Annotated in this window: 17 protein-coding genes and 1 tRNA gene; 5 read left to right on the top strand and 13 right to left on the bottom strand. The window is 62.5% G+C overall.

Annotated features, from left to right (window positions below; genetic code table 11):
* Nucleotides 1–180 precede the first annotated feature (180 nt).
* From MKI86_RS12030 to MKI86_RS11995, 8 genes are all read right to left on the bottom strand, one after another.
* The gene (locus MKI86_RS12030; RefSeq protein ID WP_241601126.1) at nucleotides 181–1,521 is read right to left on the bottom strand and encodes a sulfatase-like hydrolase/transferase; all 1,341 of its coding nucleotides are present in this window, start codon (nucleotides 1,519–1,521) and stop codon (nucleotides 181–183) included.
* An 86-nt stretch (nucleotides 1,522–1,607) separates the two neighbouring features.
* The gene (locus MKI86_RS12025) at nucleotides 1,608–2,480 is read right to left on the bottom strand and encodes a 3-hydroxybutyryl-CoA dehydrogenase (protein ID WP_241601125.1); all 873 of its coding nucleotides are present in this window, start codon (nucleotides 2,478–2,480) and stop codon (nucleotides 1,608–1,610) included.
* A 146-nt stretch (nucleotides 2,481–2,626) separates the two neighbouring features.
* Nucleotides 2,627–3,556, bottom strand: coding sequence for an electron transfer flavoprotein subunit alpha/FixB family protein (locus MKI86_RS12020; RefSeq protein WP_241601124.1), 930 nt, complete (start codon nucleotides 3,554–3,556; stop codon nucleotides 2,627–2,629).
* Nucleotides 3,557–3,579: 23 nt separating this feature from the next.
* Nucleotides 3,580–4,326: an electron transfer flavoprotein subunit beta/FixA family protein gene (locus MKI86_RS12015; RefSeq protein ID WP_241601122.1), complete on the bottom strand. Its 747-nt coding sequence runs from the start codon at nucleotides 4,324–4,326 to the stop codon at nucleotides 3,580–3,582.
* A 184-nt stretch (nucleotides 4,327–4,510) separates the two neighbouring features.
* Nucleotides 4,511–5,296 carry a rhomboid family intramembrane serine protease gene (locus tag MKI86_RS12010; RefSeq protein ID WP_241601121.1) on the bottom strand — a complete coding sequence of 262 codons (786 nt, stop codon included), beginning with the start codon at nucleotides 5,294–5,296 and terminating at the stop codon, nucleotides 4,511–4,513.
* 33 nt (nucleotides 5,297–5,329) lie between these two features.
* Nucleotides 5,330–5,908, bottom strand: a complete 579-nt coding sequence (locus MKI86_RS12005) for a cob(I)yrinic acid a,c-diamide adenosyltransferase (protein WP_241601120.1) — start codon at nucleotides 5,906–5,908, stop codon at nucleotides 5,330–5,332.
* Complete coding sequence (locus MKI86_RS12000; protein WP_134649373.1) at nucleotides 5,908–6,108, bottom strand: twin transmembrane helix small protein; 201 nt, start codon at nucleotides 6,106–6,108, stop codon at nucleotides 5,908–5,910. The genes MKI86_RS12005 and MKI86_RS12000 overlap by 1 nt, the downstream gene beginning before the upstream one ends.
* 98 nt (nucleotides 6,109–6,206) lie before the next feature.
* The gene (locus tag MKI86_RS11995; protein ID WP_241601119.1) at nucleotides 6,207–7,055 is read right to left on the bottom strand and encodes an SDR family oxidoreductase; all 849 of its coding nucleotides are present in this window, start codon (nucleotides 7,053–7,055) and stop codon (nucleotides 6,207–6,209) included.
* A 192-nt stretch (nucleotides 7,056–7,247) separates the two neighbouring features.
* Here MKI86_RS11995 and MKI86_RS11990 point away from each other — a divergent pair, with 192 nt between their 5' ends.
* A complete protein-coding gene (locus MKI86_RS11990) occupies nucleotides 7,248–8,189 on the top strand; it encodes a YihY/virulence factor BrkB family protein (RefSeq protein WP_241601118.1) in 942 nt (313 codons plus the stop codon).
* Here the strand turns inward: MKI86_RS11990 and gluQRS are convergent.
* A complete protein-coding gene (gene gluQRS, locus MKI86_RS11985; protein ID WP_370879961.1) occupies nucleotides 8,142–9,035 on the bottom strand; it encodes a tRNA glutamyl-Q(34) synthetase GluQRS in 894 nt (297 codons plus the stop codon). The genes MKI86_RS11990 and gluQRS overlap by 48 nt on opposite strands.
* Nucleotides 9,036–9,142: 107 nt before the next feature.
* Here gluQRS and MKI86_RS11980 point away from each other — a divergent pair, with 107 nt between their 5' ends.
* Both MKI86_RS11980 and MKI86_RS11975 read left to right on the top strand, forming a co-directional pair.
* Nucleotides 9,143–9,793: a DNA-3-methyladenine glycosylase family protein gene (locus MKI86_RS11980; protein ID WP_241601116.1), complete on the top strand. Its 651-nt coding sequence runs from the start codon at nucleotides 9,143–9,145 to the stop codon at nucleotides 9,791–9,793.
* 104 nt (nucleotides 9,794–9,897) lie between these two features.
* Complete coding sequence (locus tag MKI86_RS11975) at nucleotides 9,898–10,455, top strand: HNH endonuclease (RefSeq protein WP_241601115.1); 558 nt, start codon at nucleotides 9,898–9,900, stop codon at nucleotides 10,453–10,455.
* 13 nt (nucleotides 10,456–10,468) lie between these two features.
* On the opposite strand, the gene MKI86_RS11970 is transcribed toward MKI86_RS11975, so the two are convergent.
* On the bottom strand, nucleotides 10,469–10,978 hold the full coding sequence (locus tag MKI86_RS11970) for a disulfide bond formation protein B (RefSeq protein WP_241601114.1): 510 nt from the start codon (nucleotides 10,976–10,978) through the stop codon (nucleotides 10,469–10,471).
* A gap of 191 nt (nucleotides 10,979–11,169) precedes the next feature.
* Nucleotides 11,170–11,254: transfer RNA gene (locus MKI86_RS11965), tRNA-Leu, on the bottom strand.
* A gap of 322 nt (nucleotides 11,255–11,576) precedes the next feature.
* Between MKI86_RS11965 and MKI86_RS11960 the strand changes: the two genes are divergently transcribed.
* Both MKI86_RS11960 and MKI86_RS11955 read left to right on the top strand, forming a co-directional pair.
* Nucleotides 11,577–11,840, top strand: coding sequence for a BON domain-containing protein (locus tag MKI86_RS11960; RefSeq protein WP_241601113.1), 264 nt, complete (start codon nucleotides 11,577–11,579; stop codon nucleotides 11,838–11,840).
* A 76-nt stretch (nucleotides 11,841–11,916) separates the two neighbouring features.
* Nucleotides 11,917–13,560 carry an AMP-binding protein gene (locus MKI86_RS11955; RefSeq protein WP_241601112.1) on the top strand — a complete coding sequence of 548 codons (1,644 nt, stop codon included), beginning with the start codon at nucleotides 11,917–11,919 and terminating at the stop codon, nucleotides 13,558–13,560.
* A gap of 1 nt (nucleotide 13,561) precedes the next feature.
* Here MKI86_RS11955 and MKI86_RS11950 read toward each other — a convergent pair whose 3' ends face one another.
* Nucleotides 13,562–14,833 carry a GNAT family N-acetyltransferase gene (locus tag MKI86_RS11950; RefSeq protein ID WP_241601111.1) on the bottom strand — a complete coding sequence of 424 codons (1,272 nt, stop codon included), beginning with the start codon at nucleotides 14,831–14,833 and terminating at the stop codon, nucleotides 13,562–13,564.
* Nucleotides 14,823–16,238, bottom strand: coding sequence for a lipopolysaccharide biosynthesis protein (locus MKI86_RS11945; protein WP_241601213.1), 1,416 nt, complete (start codon nucleotides 16,236–16,238; stop codon nucleotides 14,823–14,825). Before MKI86_RS11945 ends, MKI86_RS11950 begins: the two co-directional genes overlap by 11 nt.
* Between the last annotated feature and the right edge of the window lie 72 nt (nucleotides 16,239–16,310).

Genomic DNA, 16,310 nt, shown 5'->3' with positions numbered 1-16,310 from the left:
CACCCCAATGCAATAAGAATTGAGGCAGACAATACCGGCAGCCAGGTGAGCATCCGAGACACGGCTCTGTCGCGGGCCTCACGGCAGGCGAAACAATTTTCCGCGAAAGCAGGCTTTAACGGATTCTTCCGCCGCTCAGCGCTTGGGAAACGGCACTTCGCCTGCTGTTTGACAAATAGGTCAGGACGCCTTTCGCAGCATGTACCAGTCCACGAGACCGAGTGTGAAGCGATCCTTCGCGGCCCGCTCCCACAAGGGAGTATGATGATCTCCAACGACGAGAATATCTGTAGGAAGAAGACGAGTATCAGCCGCTATCACCGCGATGGCATCGAAAACATCGCCCCACAATTCTGTCAGTTCGCACACTGTTGCGTTTGTAATTGGCGAATTCCCAGTGCGGCAACCCAGCGCTCCCCGGTCCTTCGCGACAAACGGCACATGCGAATTGAGTGTGAGCCAATAGACAAACTTCGGTTTATCGCCCGGCTCAAGTAGGCGGGAATGAACCAAGGCGCCGACATCGCTGTCACACAACCCGAGAAAAACGCTGCCGCAACGGCGCGCGGCCAGCATCGGCGCATCCCGGATCATCGTTTCCATGGAATGGAATTCCGAGAAACCGATATTGGGGTACCAAGTGTGTCGCTCAAACATGTCGGACGTGTAACCATGATAGGCAACAGTCTCGTAACCCCGCTCACGAAGAAGTTTCGGCAGGCAATTGTCCGTATGGGCACCAGCGATATAATCGCGATGATCACCCCAGCGCCCACACAATTCCCGGGACGCGGCACCCGTCGTGGAGCCTGAATAAGGCGTGGTTCCACTGGAGAAGGTGTAACCAGCGTGTGAGGCGGCTTTTTCCAGTTTACTGCTGAGAATTTTTTTCTCTGCAGGATCAGCAAAAGCACCGAGCTCCTCTACCATCACGATGAGCAGCTTACCGCCGCGCGCGGCGACCGCGTCGGCACTCAACCCGTTTTGGGAATCGGCGCTGTCAAAAACAGATGTAGACTTGGGGAAGTAATGAAAGTTGAAGTGAAAGTCCGCAGCCATGAGCGACAATGCGACAAGAAGCACGGGTAGCGGCGATGCCAACCGTATCTCGGTGCGGGTTCGATCGAACAGCCACGCAGAAACCAGGGCAAGCGCGAGGTTTATACTTATGACAGCCACATAGAAACTGGAAGCCGATACGTCGATCGTCGCCATATACCGCACGGAATCGATCGCCAGGGCAAGCGGCAGGTGAAAAGCCACCATGACGATAAGGCAGAGATCGATGACGGCTATTATGAAGAAAAGAGCATAGACTGCGAAACGCGGCAGGAAGAGTGCGGCAATCGCGGCAGTCACATAGAGCATCGGCGTAATCAACCGTTCGGCGATGAAGAACGGCATGACCAAAAGAAAAAAGAGATTGGGCAGGAGCCCGACGATCAGCACGAACAGAAGAGCGCCACGTCCGATGAAACGCTGTGCGCCGCGCTCTTCCGGTAAGATAGAAATATCCGTCATAGTACCGTCGCGAGACTGAATAACCTAGTCCTCGCGAGATACCATTGAATTCTTTCAAAAGAACTGAAGTCGAAGCTTTATACGCCTCAGCGCGTGGGAACCGGCACTTCGCCGCGATAGTCGTAGAAGCCGCGGCCGGATTTGCGGCCGAGCCAGCCGGCCTCGACGTATTTCACCAGCAGCGGGCACGGGCGGTATTTGGAATCGGCGAGACCGTCATGCAGGACCTGCATGATCGACAGGCAGGTATCCAGGCCGATGAAATCGGCGAGCTGAAGCGGGCCCATGGGATGGTTGGCGCCGAGCTTCATGGCCGTATCGATGGCTTCGACCGAACCGACGCCCTCATAGAGAGTGTAGATGGCCTCGTTGATCATCGGAAGCAGGATACGGTTGACGATAAAGGCCGGGAAATCTTCCGCGACCGTGATGGTCTTGTCGAGCTTGGCGACGAATTCCTTGGCGGCGGAAAAGGTGCTTTCCTCGGTGGCGATACCGCGCACGAGCTCGACCAGCTTCATGACCGGAACGGGGTTCATGAAGTGTATACCCATGAAGCGCTCCGGCCGGTCGGTGGCGGAGGCAAGGCGTGTGATCGAGAGCGAAGAGGTGTTGGTAGCGAGGATCGCCTCCGGCTTCAGTACGGAACAGACCTGGCCGTAAATCTTGCGCTTGACGGTCTCATCCTCGGTCGCGGCCTCGATGACAAGATCCGCATCCGAGAGATCGTTCACGTCGGTGGAGCCCTTGATGAGCGCCAGCGCCTTCTTCCGGTCTTCGTCAGACATCTTGCCGGACGAGACCTGACGGGCGAGATTGCCGTGGATCGTGGCAAGGCCGGCTTCGATCCGCTCGGCGGACAGGTCGTAGATATGGACCTTGTATCCGGCAAGAGCAGCAACATGCGCGATGCCGCATCCCATCTGGCCCGCACCCACAATACCGACGTTCTTGATCATCGCGCCAATCGCCTCGTTATTTCAGCCTGAGCCCAGTGCCCAGGCAAAAAAACACCGGGCCGGTCAAGCCGGCCCGGTGAATTGATAAAGGCACGCGACGGATATTTCCAGTGAAATCATCGTCGCAAAGACGGCACACGGCCGGCTCAGAGCGCCTTTTCGAGCTGCGGCAGGATCTCGAAGAGATCGCCGACGAGGCCGTAGTCTGCGACCTGGAAGATCGGGGCTTCCTCGTCCTTGTTGATGGCGACGATGACCTTCGAGTCCTTCATGCCGGCAAGGTGCTGGATGGCACCCGAAATGCCGCAAGCGATGTAGAGCTGCGGGGCGACGACCTTGCCCGTCTGGCCGACCTGCCAGTCGTTGGGGGCGTAGCCCGCATCGACGGCGGCGCGCGAGGCACCGACAGCAGCACCGAGCTTGTCTGCGACCGGAAGGATGACTTCCTGGAACTTCTCCGACGAGCCGAGCGCGCGGCCGCCAGAGATAATGATCTTTGCAGATGTCAGCTCCGGACGGTCAGACGAGGACAGCGCGTCGTTGACATGGGTGGAGAGGCCCGGATTCGCAGCCGCTGCGACGGTTTCGACGGGTGCATTGCCGCCCTCGCCCGCTGCGGTGAAGGATGCCGTGCGGACGGTGATCACCTTCTTGGCATCGGTCGACTGAACCGTCTGAATGGCATTGCCTGCGTAGATCGGGCGCTTGAACGTGTCGGCACTGATGACCTCGACGATTTCCGAGACCTGAGCGACATCGAGCAGGGCGGCAACGCGCGGCAGCACGTTCTTGCCCACCGAGGTCGCAGCCGAGACGATAGCCTCATAGTTGCCGGCCAGCGACACGATGAGCGCAGCCAGCGGTTCGGCGAGGTTGTTGGCGAGGCTAGCATCGTCGGCGACGAGCACCTTGGAGACGCCGGACAGCTTGGCAGCGGCGTCGGCGGCCGCCTTGGCGCCCGCGCCGGCGACGAGCACATGCACGTCCGAACCGATCTGCGAAGCCGCCGTCAGCGCCTTGGCGGTCTGGTCGGAAAGGGTGGCGTTGTCGTGGTCTGCCAGAAGAAGAATGGCCATGATCGTGATCTCCTCAATCTTCCTTACAGAACGCCTGCGGTCTTCAGGCTCGCCACCAGTTCGGCAACGTCCTTGACCTTGACACCAGCCTTGCGGCCCGAGGGCTCCTCGGTCTTCAGCACCTTCAGGCGGGGGGCGGTATCGACGCCGAAGTCGCCGGGCGTCTTCTTGTCGAGCGGCTTCTTCTTCGCCTTCATGATGTTGGGCAGCGAGGCATAGCGCGGCTCGTTGAGGCGCAGGTCCGTCGTCACGACGGCCGGCAGCTTCACTTCGATCGTCTGGAGGCCGCCGTCGACTTCGCGGGTGACCTGAGCCGAACCCGAGCCGATCTCGACCTTGGAGGCGAACGTTGCCTGCGCCCAGCCGAGCAGCGCCGACAGCATCTGGCCGGTCTGGTTCGAATCGTCGTCGATCGCCTGCTTGCCGACAATGACGAGGCCGGGCTGTTCAGCCTCGACGACACCCTTCAGGATCTTGGCGACCGCCAGCGGCTCGACAGCATCGTCCGTCTCCACCAGCACCGCCCGGTCGGCGCCCATGGCGAGCGCGGTGCGAAGCGTCTCCTCGGCCTTCGCCGGGCCGATCGACACGACGACCACTTCCTCAGCCTTGCCGGCTTCCTTCAGACGAAGCGCCTCTTCCACCGAAATCTCGTCGAACGGGTTCATCGACATCTTCACATTGGCAAGCTCGACACCCGAGCCATCCGCCTTCACGCGAATTTTGACATTGTAATCAACGACCCGCTTGACTGGGACCAAGATCTTCATGGCTTCCTTCCTTACATATGTCCGCGAGGGGAAAATGCGCCTTTCGAGGGCGCCCTGATTGTCGGTTGGCGACATCGATACGCGTTTTTTCCCCAATTACAATGCGGCACGGCTCCTCTCCGCATGAAAACGGGCCGGTTATAAATAACCTTTACGTTAACGTCAAACTGCCGCGCGTGCGACGTCACCGTCCCCAATGGGTGGGCGGCACGGCGGGGCGATCGGCGACTTTTTCAGCGGGAACCGGCGTCTGCTCCGCATGACGAACAGCCTTGGGCGTGACGATGGTGCGATCGAACAGCGGCACGCCCCGCCTCCGCAAAACGATCACCAGAAACGCTCCGGCAAGGATGCCGCCGACATGCGCGCCCCAGGACACGCTGCCATCGCCATCCACCGCCAGCATATAGAACTGCTGGGCAATCCAGAAGGCGAGCGGGATGACCGCCGGCAGCGGCAGCGGAATTCGGAAGAACACCAGCACCCAAACGCGCACCTTGGGATGAAGCAGGAAATAAGCCGCCACCACCCCGGAGACGGCCCCGGACGCGCCGATCAGCGGCGCTTCGGAAGAGGGCTCCACAAGCCCGTGTACGAGCGCCCCGGCAGCGGCACAGGCGAGATAGAATACCAGAAAGCGGAAATGCCCGAGCGCATCCTCGACATTGTCGCCAAACACCCAGAGAAACAGCATATTGGAGGCGAGATGCATGAAATCGCCGTGCAGAAACGCATAGGTGATGTAGGTGGCATTCTCCGGGACAAGCACCAGCCCCGGCTCGAGGTCCGCGAAATCGAAGACGACGGCGGGTATATAGCCGAGCCCGACGACCGCCGCATCGGAAAAGGCCTGCGTCGAGGCGAAGCCCGTTACGAGCCACACCACCACATTGATGGCGATCAGGCTGATCGTGACATACTGGACCTTGATGTATTTCAGGGAGTTCGCGTCATGCAGCGGTATGAACATGGGTTCCCTTCCGGCCTCGCCTTGCCGGGGACCTTACCTGTTCTGCCCCGGCACCCACAATATGTCCGTGCGTCCCTTTTCGTTCACCCAACGCGCAGCGACGAACAGGAAGTCCGACAGCCGGTTTATGTAGGCAACGGCGGCCGCCGAGACCGCCTCGCCCTCACAATCCTGCAGGGCGACGATACGGCGTTCGGCGCGGCGCGCCACGGTACGCGCCAGATGCAGGGCTGCGGCCGCCGGCGTGCCACCCGGCAAAACGAAGGAGCGCAACGGCTCCAGGTCAGCGTTCAGCGCATCGATTTCCTTTTCCAGCCGGTCAACCTGCGACTGGGCGATGCGCAGCGGCTCGTATTCGGGCTTCTTGCCCGTATCCGGCGTTGCGAGATCCGCGCCGAGATCGAATAGATCGTTCTGGATGCGCATGAGTGTCTTGTCGAGCGAAGGATGATCGGCGAGCTGCTGGCGCGCCAGACCGATGCAGGAATTCGCCTCGTCGACCTCGCCGTAGGATTCGACGCGCAGATCGTGCTTCTTGCGGCGCGGACCGGCAACGAGACCGGTCGTCCCGTCATCGCCCGTGCGGGTGTAGATCTTGTTGAGCTTGACCATCAGCCGCGGCCGCCTCCCGTCACCCACAGCGTCAGCATGATGAGGACAATGGCGATTGCCTGCAGCAGGACGCGTGCCTGCATCAGCTTGTTGGACGTGTTGCCGCTGCCGCCCTTTGCCATGTTGACGAGGCCGCGCACCAGCACGATGGCGACAAGACCCATGACGAGCAGTGTCAGGAATGTAAGGAAGGAAGACATGCCAGCGTTCCGGTTTGATTTCTGTCAGGCATTCACATAGGGCATTTCGCGCAAAGTGCACGCATTTTGCGTTGCCGTGGCTGCGACGACGCGCCGCGTCAGCCGAGACGGCCGATGATACGGTAAAAGAGCGACGCCGGCAGCAGCTTCTTGAGCAGCGCCCCCTGCCGGGCCGGCGTGGTCACGATGTAATGCGGACGCGGCGACCGCGCCGTCAGCGCGTGGCGCAAGACGGCATGCACCGCCTCCGGCCCCAGCTTGCCGCGCGCCGGCTTCGATTCGCCGCGCAAGCGCTGGAGCTGCCGGCGATACTCGTCCGCATGCACGGAGTTTTCGAGGTCGATGTTCTTTTCGATATGCATCAGCGCATTGGCTGTGAAGCGCGAGGCGATCGGGCCCGGCTCGATGAGGCTGACATGGATTCCGGACCCCGCAAGCTCCATGCGCAAGGTCAGCGACAGGCCTTCCAGCGCGAATTTCGAGGCGTTGTATGCGCCCCGCCAGCGATAGGGCACGATGCCGAGGATGGACGAGCAATGCACGATGCGGCCGTGGCCCTGCCGGCGCATAACGGGAATCACCCGCCGCGTCAGGTCGTGCCAGCCGAAGACATTGGTCTCGAACTGCGCCCGCAGCACCTCGACGGAGAGGTCCTCGACGGCGCCGGCCTGGCCGTAGGCACCGTTATTGAACAGGGCATCGAGCCGCCCGCCGGTGCGCGCCAGCACCTCTTCGGTGAGCGCGGCGATGCTGTCGGGCTTCGTATAGTCCATCAGCAGTGCTTCGATGCCGTCGGCCGCAAGGCTTGCGAGGTCCTCGTCGCGCCGAACCGTGGCGAACACGCGCCAGCCTTCCGCCTTCAGCGCACGCGCGCAATAAGCCCCGATCCCCGACGAGCAGCCGGTGACGATGATGCTGGGCCGATCGGCGGCAGTTGGAGAAGACATGACGGTTTCCTGTACAAATTCGCCACCCTTTCCCATATTCACAGGCCAGGGTCCTGCGCGGCGACGCGCAAGTTGGCCGGGGAATCTGAAATAGGACATAACCCCTTAAACCAAATCCGGTTTAAGGGGTTATGTCCTGACAGACAATGAGACAGGCAGCCGGAAACGGCCGCGAACGAACTGGAATTGCCGATGCCTAGCCCAATCCGTGTTGCCTACAGAGTCGTTTTCGACGCGATCTGGCACTTCTCCGAAGACGATGGCTGGGCCATGGCGAGCCATGTCGCCCTTTCGACCTTGCTGGCCATCTTCCCGTTCCTGATCTTCGGCACCGCGCTCGGCTCATTCCTCGGTGCGGACCAGTTTGCCGAGACCGCCGTCCACCTCATCTTCGACACCTGGCCGGAATCGATCGCCGCTCCCATTTCACGCGAGGTCGTGGCGGTTCTGACCATTCCACGCGGCGGCCTGCTGACCGTTTCCGTGCTTGCCGCCGCCTACTTCGCCTCCAACGGCGTGGAGGCGTTGCGCGTCTCTCTCAACCGCGCCTATCGCGTGGCGGAGACCCGCTACTGGTACATCACCCGCCTCGCCAGCCTGGGTTTCGTCATCGCGGGCGTCGTGGCGCTTGCGGTTCTCAGTATCGTGCTCGTTGCGGCACCGCTTGCCGTGCGCGCCACCGGCGACTGGCTGCCCTGGCTGACCTACATCTATTCCTGGGTGGAGAGCTGGGGGCTTTTCGGCACGATCCTCGTCCTGCTCATCGGCTTGCTGATCGCCCATCTCTGGCTGCCGGCCGGCCGGCGCAAGATCGCAGACGTGCTGCCGGGCATCCTCTTCACGCTTGTCGCCTGGAGCATCGGCGCCTATGCTTTCGCGTCCTATCTCGCGACATTCTCCAGCTATGTATCGACCTATGCAGGCCTCGCCTCGATCATGATCGCGCTGGTCTTCCTCTACATCATCGGAGCAATCTTCATCATCGGCGCCGAGATCAACGCGGCGCTGCTGAAATACCGCGTCAAGCATCTGGTTCTCGACCGGATACGCGGCGTGCGCCAGCAGCCTGAGGCCGAGGAGAAGGAATCAGATGAAGCCATAGCCCGCGAGCAGGGTGCGAATGCCGGACGGTGAAACGCCCCTCTCCCGATAGGCGGCGATGCCCGTGTCCTGGCTGCTCTTCGAAAGCTTTCGCCCGTCCGCACCCAGAACCAGTCCATGATGCCGGTAGGTCGGCACCGGCAGACCGAGCAAACTTTGCAACAGCCGATGCACCGCCGTTGCGTGGAAGAGATCCTGCCCCCGCACCACGTCGGTCACGCCCTGCGCCGCGTCGTCGAGAACCACCGCGAGATGATAGCTCGCCGGTGCATCCGGCCGCGACAGCATGACATCGCCCCAGCGTTCCGGGCGGGCCAGCACCTGCCCCGTTTCACCCTCCGGTCCCGAGCCGGTTTCCCGCCATTCCAGCGTCGCCGGCGCCAGCGCGCGGGCCTTTTCCATGTCGAGCCGCCAGGCGTGTTGGCGCCCCGCCGCGATCCAGTCGAGCGCCTGCCCACGGTCAAGATCCCGCTCTTCCGTCGGGTAGAGCGGTGCGCCGTCCGGATCGCGTGGCCAGTCACCACCTGCCGCCTCCACCCGGGCCTTCACCTCACCCCGGCTCAGGAAGCCCGGATAGAGCACGCCCATCGCCTTAAGCCGCTCCAGCGCTTCACCATAAAACGCGACATGCTCGGACTGACGGCGCACCGGTTTTTCCCAATCGAGGCCGAGCCAGGCGAGATCGCGATAGATCGCCTCTTCGAATTCGGGTCGCGAGCGGGCCGGATCTATGTCTTCCATGCGCAGCAGGAAGCGGCCGCCGCTGGCGGCAGCGAGATCGTGGTTGAGGATCGCCGACACCGCATGGCCGAGATGCAGCAACCCGTTCGGGCTTGGCGCGAAACGAAAGACGCGATTTTTTGACAAAGCACTTGGCATGGGGTCTTCTGCCATGAACAGCCCTGTCCCGTCACTACAGGCATGCACGACGGAACCGGCCTGAAGAGGTGCCCGTCGCACAAGAGCGAGGCCGCTTGAAAATGCATATGCACATGATCAGGACGGATGCGGATGTCGCGGCGGGTCTCGTCGACCTCGCTTTGCTCGATGCGCGCCTTTTCAGCGTCATCGACAAGGCGGGGCCTGTGCCGCTGCGGCGGCTCGCACCCGGCTATCGCGGCCTTGCCGGCATCATCGTCTCGCAGATGGTTTCGCGCGCGAGCGCCGATGCGATCTGGCGCCGACTGGAAACGGCGGCGGGCGACATCACGCCCCACCACATCCTCGGACTGTCTGACGATGATTGCCGGGCCATCGGACTGTCGCGCGCCAAGACGGAGACGTTGCGCCGTGCCGCGGAAGCCGTTGACCGGGGCGATCTCGACCTCGATGCCGTCTGCCTGCTCGACGCGCAGGCTGCGGCCCGCACACTTACCGCCATCAATGGCATCGGCCGCTGGACGGCGGACGTCTACCTGCTGTTTTGCGGCGGCCATCCCGATATCTTCCCGTCAGGCGATATCGCCCTACAGAATGCCGTTGCCCATGCACTCGGCCTTGCCGTACGGCCGAGCCCGCAGGAACTCGACCGTATCGCTGAGGCATGGTCGCCCTGGCGCGGCGTTTCGGCCCGGCTTTTCTGGGCATATTATGCCCGGGAGATGCGCCGGGAGGTCGCGCCGGTGCTTGAAGGATGAAGAACGCGAAATAGCTTGTTTTCGCTTTTCATTCCCCGCTTCACAATGCTGTAACAACGCGCCTAATATAGAAGGGCAGATGCCGAATCGCTCAGGAGAAGCCCTTGACGATTTCAGTTTCACCACAGGCCCTGCCAGCTCTCGTATTGAATGCTGACTACAGGCCGCTGAGTTATTACCCCTTGTCGCTCTGGTCATGGCAGGACGCGATCAAGGCCGTATTTCTTGACCGCGTACACATCATTGCCGAATATGAATACTCGGTATCCTCACCGAGTTTTTCGATGCGCCTGCCAAGCGTCGTATGCCTGAAAACCTACGTGCAGCCGTCACGCCACCCGGCCTTTACCCGGTTCAACGTGTTCCTGCGCGACAAGTTCGAATGCCAGTACTGCGGGTCGCCGCACGATCTGACCTTCGACCACGTCATCCCCCGCGCCCATGGCGGCGAAACGACGTGGCAGAATGTGGTCGCTGCCTGCTCCCCGTGCAATTTGAGAAAAGGCAGCAAGCTGCCGAAGCAGGCGGGCATGCACCCGCATCAGAAGCCCTACCAGCCGACGGTTCAGGATCTGCACAACAACGGGCGACTGTTTCCACCCAACTATCTCCACGAAAGCTGGATGGACTATCTCTACTGGGACGTCGAACTGCAGCCCTGACCGGCTGCGGGGATCATGCCTTGCGCGACCGCACGCCGGAGAAGGCGATCGCGGCGAGGATGAGGCTTGCAATCACGTTCCAGCCGGCAAAGGACAGACCGAGGAAACGGAAGGATGCTTCCGTGCACGACGGTCCATGCTTGCTGTTGAGATCGGCGAGCAGGTCGCCTGCATTCTGGGTGACGCCCTGGGCCGTGGTCGCGCAGGTCGCCGGGCCTTCCCAGAAACCCCACTCGACACCCGCGTGATAGACGCCCATGCCCGCACCCACGAGCATCATGATGCCGGCGATCGCCAGCAGCGTCCGCGTCAGCCAGGCCGGGCCGCCGAAAAGCGCCGAGGCCAGCGCCGCAACGGCAACCGGAATGCCGTAATAATAGGGATCGCGCTGAAGCAGGCAGAGCGCGCAGGGAATGTAACCGCCGATATGCTCGAAGCCCAGGGCGCCGCCGACCGTCGCCACCATGCCAAGGGCGAGCAGCGCGGAGGAGACCACGGGCGAGGAAACGCGTTGGAAAGACATGGATGCTCCAGTTCAAGACAGGTCCCCGGCGGCCTCAGACCGGCGCGGGAAACGCGATGACGGCGGCAGTCGCGGGCCGCACCCCGTATCGCGGACATTTACCACCTGCCGTCACCAAGTAAATCACCGCACGAACTTGTGATGCGTTCTAAGTGCTGGAGACGTCATTCGTATGGGACATAGGTGGGAAATGGTGCCCCGCGCCGGGATCGAACCAGCACTCCGTGAGGAACCGCATTTTGAGTGCGGCGCGTCTACCAATTCCGCCAGCGGGGCATGCCTCCCCAATAGAGCGAGGTGGCATGGGGTGTCAACGGGAAAGGCCGGTTGCACGACCGATGATGCCGGCCCCTCCATTTTCTCAAAAATTTCTTTTTAGCGGGAACGAATTTTCGTTAGCCCCGTTTAAGGGACGCAACTGCAGACACCCCCGGATGCGGTTGCGAGGGGGACCCAAGGGCGATGTGCACGCTCTTGGGTCTCAACCCAAATGTCCGACATCCACAAAACTTCCAACATGATTGAACCCATGCGCCGGCCTAGACGAACAATTGCGTCTGTCCGGCGTTCTGTCGCGCAGACGGCAAAGGAGAGCACCATGGTTTTCAAGGAAGGCACCTTCAAGGGCGAACAGCCCGAGCATTTCGAAGGCCCCCACCCCGCATGGCTTGAAACGGCCGTCGCGGATGCGCTTTCGACGGCGGGCGATATCGATGCGTCCGACATCTCCGTTACCTGCAAGGGAACGCGCATCATACTGACCGGCAGTGTCGGCACTCCGGAAGAGGGCACCCGGGCCGTCGAGATCGCGGCGTCCGTCAAGGATGTCAGCGAGGTCGATAGCCGCCTCTCCTGGCTCTGACCCGCAAAAGCGGCCATTGCCCGGCCGCGCTCCGGAATGCTAGTTGCGATGCAGCAGCACACTGGAGCTATGGCGGATGCTTGTCGAAAGACCGGACTATGAAGCGCTGTACGCGGATTTCCGCTGGGATATCCCTGACCGCTTCAATATCGGCACCGCCGTTTCCAATGCATGGGCCGCACGCGATCCAGATCGCGTGTGCCTCCAGCATTTCCTGCCCGATGCCGCCCCTCTCTCCCTGACCTATGGCGAACTTGCCGCGAGATCTGATGCGCTGGCGGCTGCCCTCCGCGCAGAGGGCGTCGAGAAGGGCGACCGCGTCGCGATCCTGCTGCCGCAGGGCTTCGAGACGGTCATCGCCCACTTGGCGGCATACAAGATCGGCGCCATCGCCCTGCCCCTCGCCCTGCTCTTCGGCGCCGACGCCCTGTTCTTCCGTCTGGAGAATGCCGGCGCGAAGGCTATCATCACAAATAACTTCGGTCTTGAGCGCCTCCAGCCGATCCGCAGGGAGCTACCATCGCTGCAACTCGTCATCGCGACGGACGCCGCCGCCGATCCCACCGCGAAATCCTTTTACGACCTCGTGTCGCGTCACACAGGCCCCTTCGACGCGGTCGACAGCGGCCCCGATGATCCCGCGATGATGATCTACACGTCGGGCACGACGGGCCCGCCGAAGGGCGCGCTGCACGGCCATCGCGTTCTGCTGGGTCATGTCCCCGGCTTCCAGATGCATCACGAGTTCCTGCCGCAGCCGGGAGACCGCATCTGGACGCCGGCCGACTGGGCCTGGGCGGGCGGCCTGCTCAACGTTCTCCTGCCGGCGTTGCTGCTCGGCGTGCCCGTCGTTTCCTCGCCGGGCCAGAAATTCGACCCCGACATGGCCTATCGCATCATGCAGGACATGGACGTGCGCAACGCCTTCATTCCGCCCACAGCGCTCCGACTGATGAAGACGGTCGCTAATCCCCATGCGAAATACAGGCTGAACCTGCGCACGATCGGCTCGGCCGGCGAATCGCTCGGCCGCGAGACCTGGGAATGGGTGCGCGACACGCTCGGCATCACCATCAACGAGTTCTACGGCCAGACCGAGTGCAACATCGTGCTTGGCTCCATCGGCAAGCTCGGCGTCTCGCGGCCCGGCCCTATCGGCAAGCCCGTGCCCGGGCACACGGTCGCCATCATCGATGCGAATGGCGCGGAAGTGCCGCGCGGCACCGTCGGCCAGGTCGCCGTCAAGCGCCCCGATCCCGTGATGTTTCTCGGATACTGGAACAACGCCGGGGCAACCGCGGACAAATTCATCGGCGACTGGATGACGACCGGGGACCTCGGGCACATGGACAAGGCGGGTTATGTCACCTTCTTCGGGCGTGACGACGACGTCATCACTTCGTCCGGCTACCGCATCGGCCCAAGCGAAATCGAGGATTGCCTGGCCGGTCATCCCGCCGTGCAGCTCGCCGCGGCGGTGGGCAAGCCCGATCCGGTTCGCACGGAGATCGTCAAGGCCTATGTCATGTTGCGGCCCGACCACGCGCCATCCGCAACGCTCGCCGCCGACATCCGCGACTGGGTGAAGTCCCGCCTCTCGATGCACGAATATCCGCGCGAGGTGGAATTCGTCGATGCGCTGCCGCTGACCACGTCCGGCAAGGTGATCCGCCACCTCTTGCGCAAGCGCGCAGCGGCCGAAGCGCCGTTTTCCGCCTAACCTATCGCCGGGCGAGAGACCGGATCTTCTCGCGCAGCAGCCGCGCCACGTTGCGGGTGTTGCGGTAGAGGTGCAGCTGCGTCGCCACCTGCCGCACATCCCGGTCCCGGTTCTGCTGAAGACCCACGACCAGCGTGCCCATATCCTCTCGCTCTTCCCAGAACCGGCTCATGACGGGATGATCCGGCACGGCGCAAGAGTCCGAGCGCAGGATATTGGCGTCGTCCAGATGCCATTCGGTCAGCTCGGCAAGGAGAAGCTTGCCGGGCGAATATTTCGCGAACTCCTCGTCATAGGCCGTCTTCCACGTATAGGCCTCGCCCCCCATCAGGAAGACGACCATGGACGCGATGGCGCGACCGTCGAGATCGAGCGTATGGATACGCACGCCGTCTGTCTCGGCAAGATTCGTGATCGCCTCGCGGGCGAAGGCAGCGCGATAGCGGTCGTTGATCATCGCCGTGCGGCTGCGGCCCTTCCAGCCAGAGGCTTCGAGCAGGAGGAACTCCTCCATGCGCACACGGATATCCGCGGGCTGGCGGGCGACATTGTAGCTGAGCGCGCCGAGCCGGTCGAGCTTGCGCCACTGCCGCCGCAGTTCGCGGAAATGCTCCGGGGAGATTGCTTTCTGAAGGTAGGTCTGCCCGTCCAGCAGGCTTTCCAGCATCGGGCGCCGATAGGTGTCGGTCACGGTCACCGGCAGGTTGCGGCCAATCGCGACGGCGCGCATCAGCTGCGCGAAGGGGCCGGTGAGCCGTAGGTCCGGCAGGACGAGCACCGATGGCAGCGCCACGCCGGAGCCGCCGAGCGCCTCCAGGAAGTTGTCTAGCGTCTCGGCCGCATCTTCCGCATCGACGAGCGGCGTGCCGATCGGGCCGAACGGATTGGACCAGGCACGCAGGATGCTGGAGCCGATGGAAAAGCCGGGCTTCTCGACGGAAAACGGCATGAGCAGGCGGATGCGGCTGCGCTCCGCGCTTTCGTCCCTGATAATGGCGAGGCGGACGGTACGATCTTCCAGCCGCGGCATGGCGGGCGCCAGAAAGCGCCCGGAGAAGAAGACATTCGGCTCCATGACGCGGTTCGACAGGAAATCGAGCTCCTGCTGAAGCTCATAGCCGGCGGCTGCCGGATAGAGCGCGAGCGAGCGCCCGGCGCGGCCGACGGCAACGCGCAAATCTGCCGGCGGATGGGCCAGCGGCGGTGCCGGCGGGATGGCTGCCTGCGCGCGTCCTCCAGCGATTGCATGGTCGAAGCCGTGGCTATCGGTCATGGTTGTCCATCCCGTTGACAAGGCTTGCCTTCACCGGATTGGCGAAGGCGAAGAGAATGATCGAGAGTTTGCCCCGCACGGCGATATGCAGAAGCAGCGCTTCCACCATCATGGCACCGGCCGTGGCCACAGCGGCCCCGGTTATGCCGAAGAGCGGTATGAGGGTGACGTTGAAGGTAATATTCGCTGCAAGCGCCGTGGCATAGACGATGACGCAGAGCTTCTGCTCGCCGGACATGGTGAGCAGCACCTCTCCCGGCCCGACCAGCGCCTTGGCCATAATGCCGGAAAACAAAATGAACATCAGGCTCCATCCCGCTGTGAAGGCAGGCCCGAACAGCGACAGCAGAAGATGGCCGAACGCGAGAACGGTGAGCCCCACGCCCAGCGACGGCCAGAAGCTCCAGCGGACCGTCTCGCCGGCAAAGTTCGCAAGCGCCACACGGTCGCCGGAAGAAAAGAGCGCGGAGAAGCGCGGCGCCGCGGCCGCCTTCACCGAAAAAAACACGAAATGCACCAGCGCCATCGTCTTGGCGGCCGCAAAATAGACCGCAACGCTTTCCGGATCCAGAAACAGGCCGACCACGATCACATCGGAATTGGTGAGCAGGAAGCCGAAACCCTCGATGAGGAAGATCGGCAACGCCGCCTTGAGCCACAGCGAAAACTCCGTCTTGTGGGGCCCCGCGACATAACGTTTGCCGAGCCGGTGGACGATGTTGAAGAACTGCACGACGGTCGTGAGATATGTCGCAGCCAGCGCGGCGACCATTGCTGTCAGTGCTGTATGCGGGGCCCCGAGCGTCACAGCCAGCACCATGAAGCCGAGAATGAGCAGCGGCCGCGCGATATAAGTCGGGCTCAGCGCCACCACCGCCCAGCTGTGCGCCCGCGCGGTGCTTTCGAGCACATCGCCCAGCGCGATCATCGGCATGCAGAAGAATCCGATGAAGAGCGGCACGACATAGTAGCCCGTCACGCTGTCGCGCAACAGCCAGAGCAGCAGGAGGCCGACAGCCGCGATGGCGCTCGAGGACAGCATGGCGAAGGTGCGCGCGGTCGACGTGAGGCCACGGATTTCCGCATGCGCATTGCGGCCGGCATAGCCGGGCAGGAAGCGCACCACGGTCGTGTGGAAGCCAAGGCAGGACATATCGCCGATGATGACCACCAGCGCCCAGACGAAGACGAAGATACCGTATTCGAACTCGCCCATCGTGCGGGCAAGAACGATCTGCGTGAGAAAGGCGATTGCCGCGCTGGCGACACGGATGGCAAAGGCGGCGAGCGCCATGCGCTGGGTGAGCGTGCGCGGATCGTCGCTGGCCAGTACGCGCAGCAAAGGTACCACCCTGCCGCGCAGACCCGATGGCAGCAATTTCTCTGCCGACTGAATGACCGCTATCAACACAGGAACCCGAACGCTACGCAGAACTCAACACGCCAGTCTTGTCAGGTCAGGGTTAACAAACGGTTG

This window comes from Shinella sedimenti (assembly GCF_022601905.1).
GTDB classification, from domain to species: Bacteria; Pseudomonadota; Alphaproteobacteria; order Rhizobiales; family Rhizobiaceae; genus Shinella; species Shinella sedimenti.
The sequence above is the reverse complement of the archived record's forward strand: the minus strand, read 5'-3'. Positions and strand labels throughout refer to the sequence as shown.

Coding starts and splice junctions, on each gene's coding strand:
- MKI86_RS12030 (WP_241601126.1), bottom strand. CDS start 1,521: ATGACGGATATTTCTATCTTACCGGAAGAGCGCGGCGCACAGCGTTTC.
- MKI86_RS12025 (WP_241601125.1), bottom strand. CDS start 2,480: ATGATCAAGAACGTCGGTATTGTGGGTGCGGGCCAGATGGGATGCGGC.
- MKI86_RS12020 (WP_241601124.1), bottom strand. CDS start 3,556: ATGGCCATTCTTCTTCTGGCAGACCACGACAACGCCACCCTTTCCGAC.
- MKI86_RS12015 (WP_241601122.1), bottom strand. CDS start 4,326: ATGAAGATCTTGGTCCCAGTCAAGCGGGTCGTTGATTACAATGTCAAA.
- MKI86_RS12010 (WP_241601121.1), bottom strand. CDS start 5,296: ATGTTCATACCGCTGCATGACGCGAACTCCCTGAAATACATCAAGGTC.
- MKI86_RS12005 (WP_241601120.1), bottom strand. CDS start 5,908: ATGGTCAAGCTCAACAAGATCTACACCCGCACGGGCGATGACGGGACG.
- MKI86_RS12000 (WP_134649373.1), bottom strand. CDS start 6,108: ATGTCTTCCTTCCTTACATTCCTGACACTGCTCGTCATGGGTCTTGTC.
- MKI86_RS11995 (WP_241601119.1), bottom strand. CDS start 7,055: ATGTCTTCTCCAACTGCCGCCGATCGGCCCAGCATCATCGTCACCGGC.
- MKI86_RS11990 (WP_241601118.1), top strand. CDS start 7,248: ATGCCTAGCCCAATCCGTGTTGCCTACAGAGTCGTTTTCGACGCGATC.
- gluQRS (WP_370879961.1), bottom strand. CDS start 9,035: ATGCCAAGTGCTTTGTCAAAAAATCGCGTCTTTCGTTTCGCGCCAAGC.
- MKI86_RS11980 (WP_241601116.1), top strand. CDS start 9,143: ATGCACATGATCAGGACGGATGCGGATGTCGCGGCGGGTCTCGTCGAC.
- MKI86_RS11970 (WP_241601114.1), bottom strand. CDS start 10,978: ATGTCTTTCCAACGCGTTTCCTCGCCCGTGGTCTCCTCCGCGCTGCTC.
- MKI86_RS11960 (WP_241601113.1), top strand. CDS start 11,577: ATGGTTTTCAAGGAAGGCACCTTCAAGGGCGAACAGCCCGAGCATTTC.
- MKI86_RS11955 (WP_241601112.1), top strand. CDS start 11,917: ATGCTTGTCGAAAGACCGGACTATGAAGCGCTGTACGCGGATTTCCGC.
- MKI86_RS11950 (WP_241601111.1), bottom strand. CDS start 14,833: ATGACCGATAGCCACGGCTTCGACCATGCAATCGCTGGAGGACGCGCG.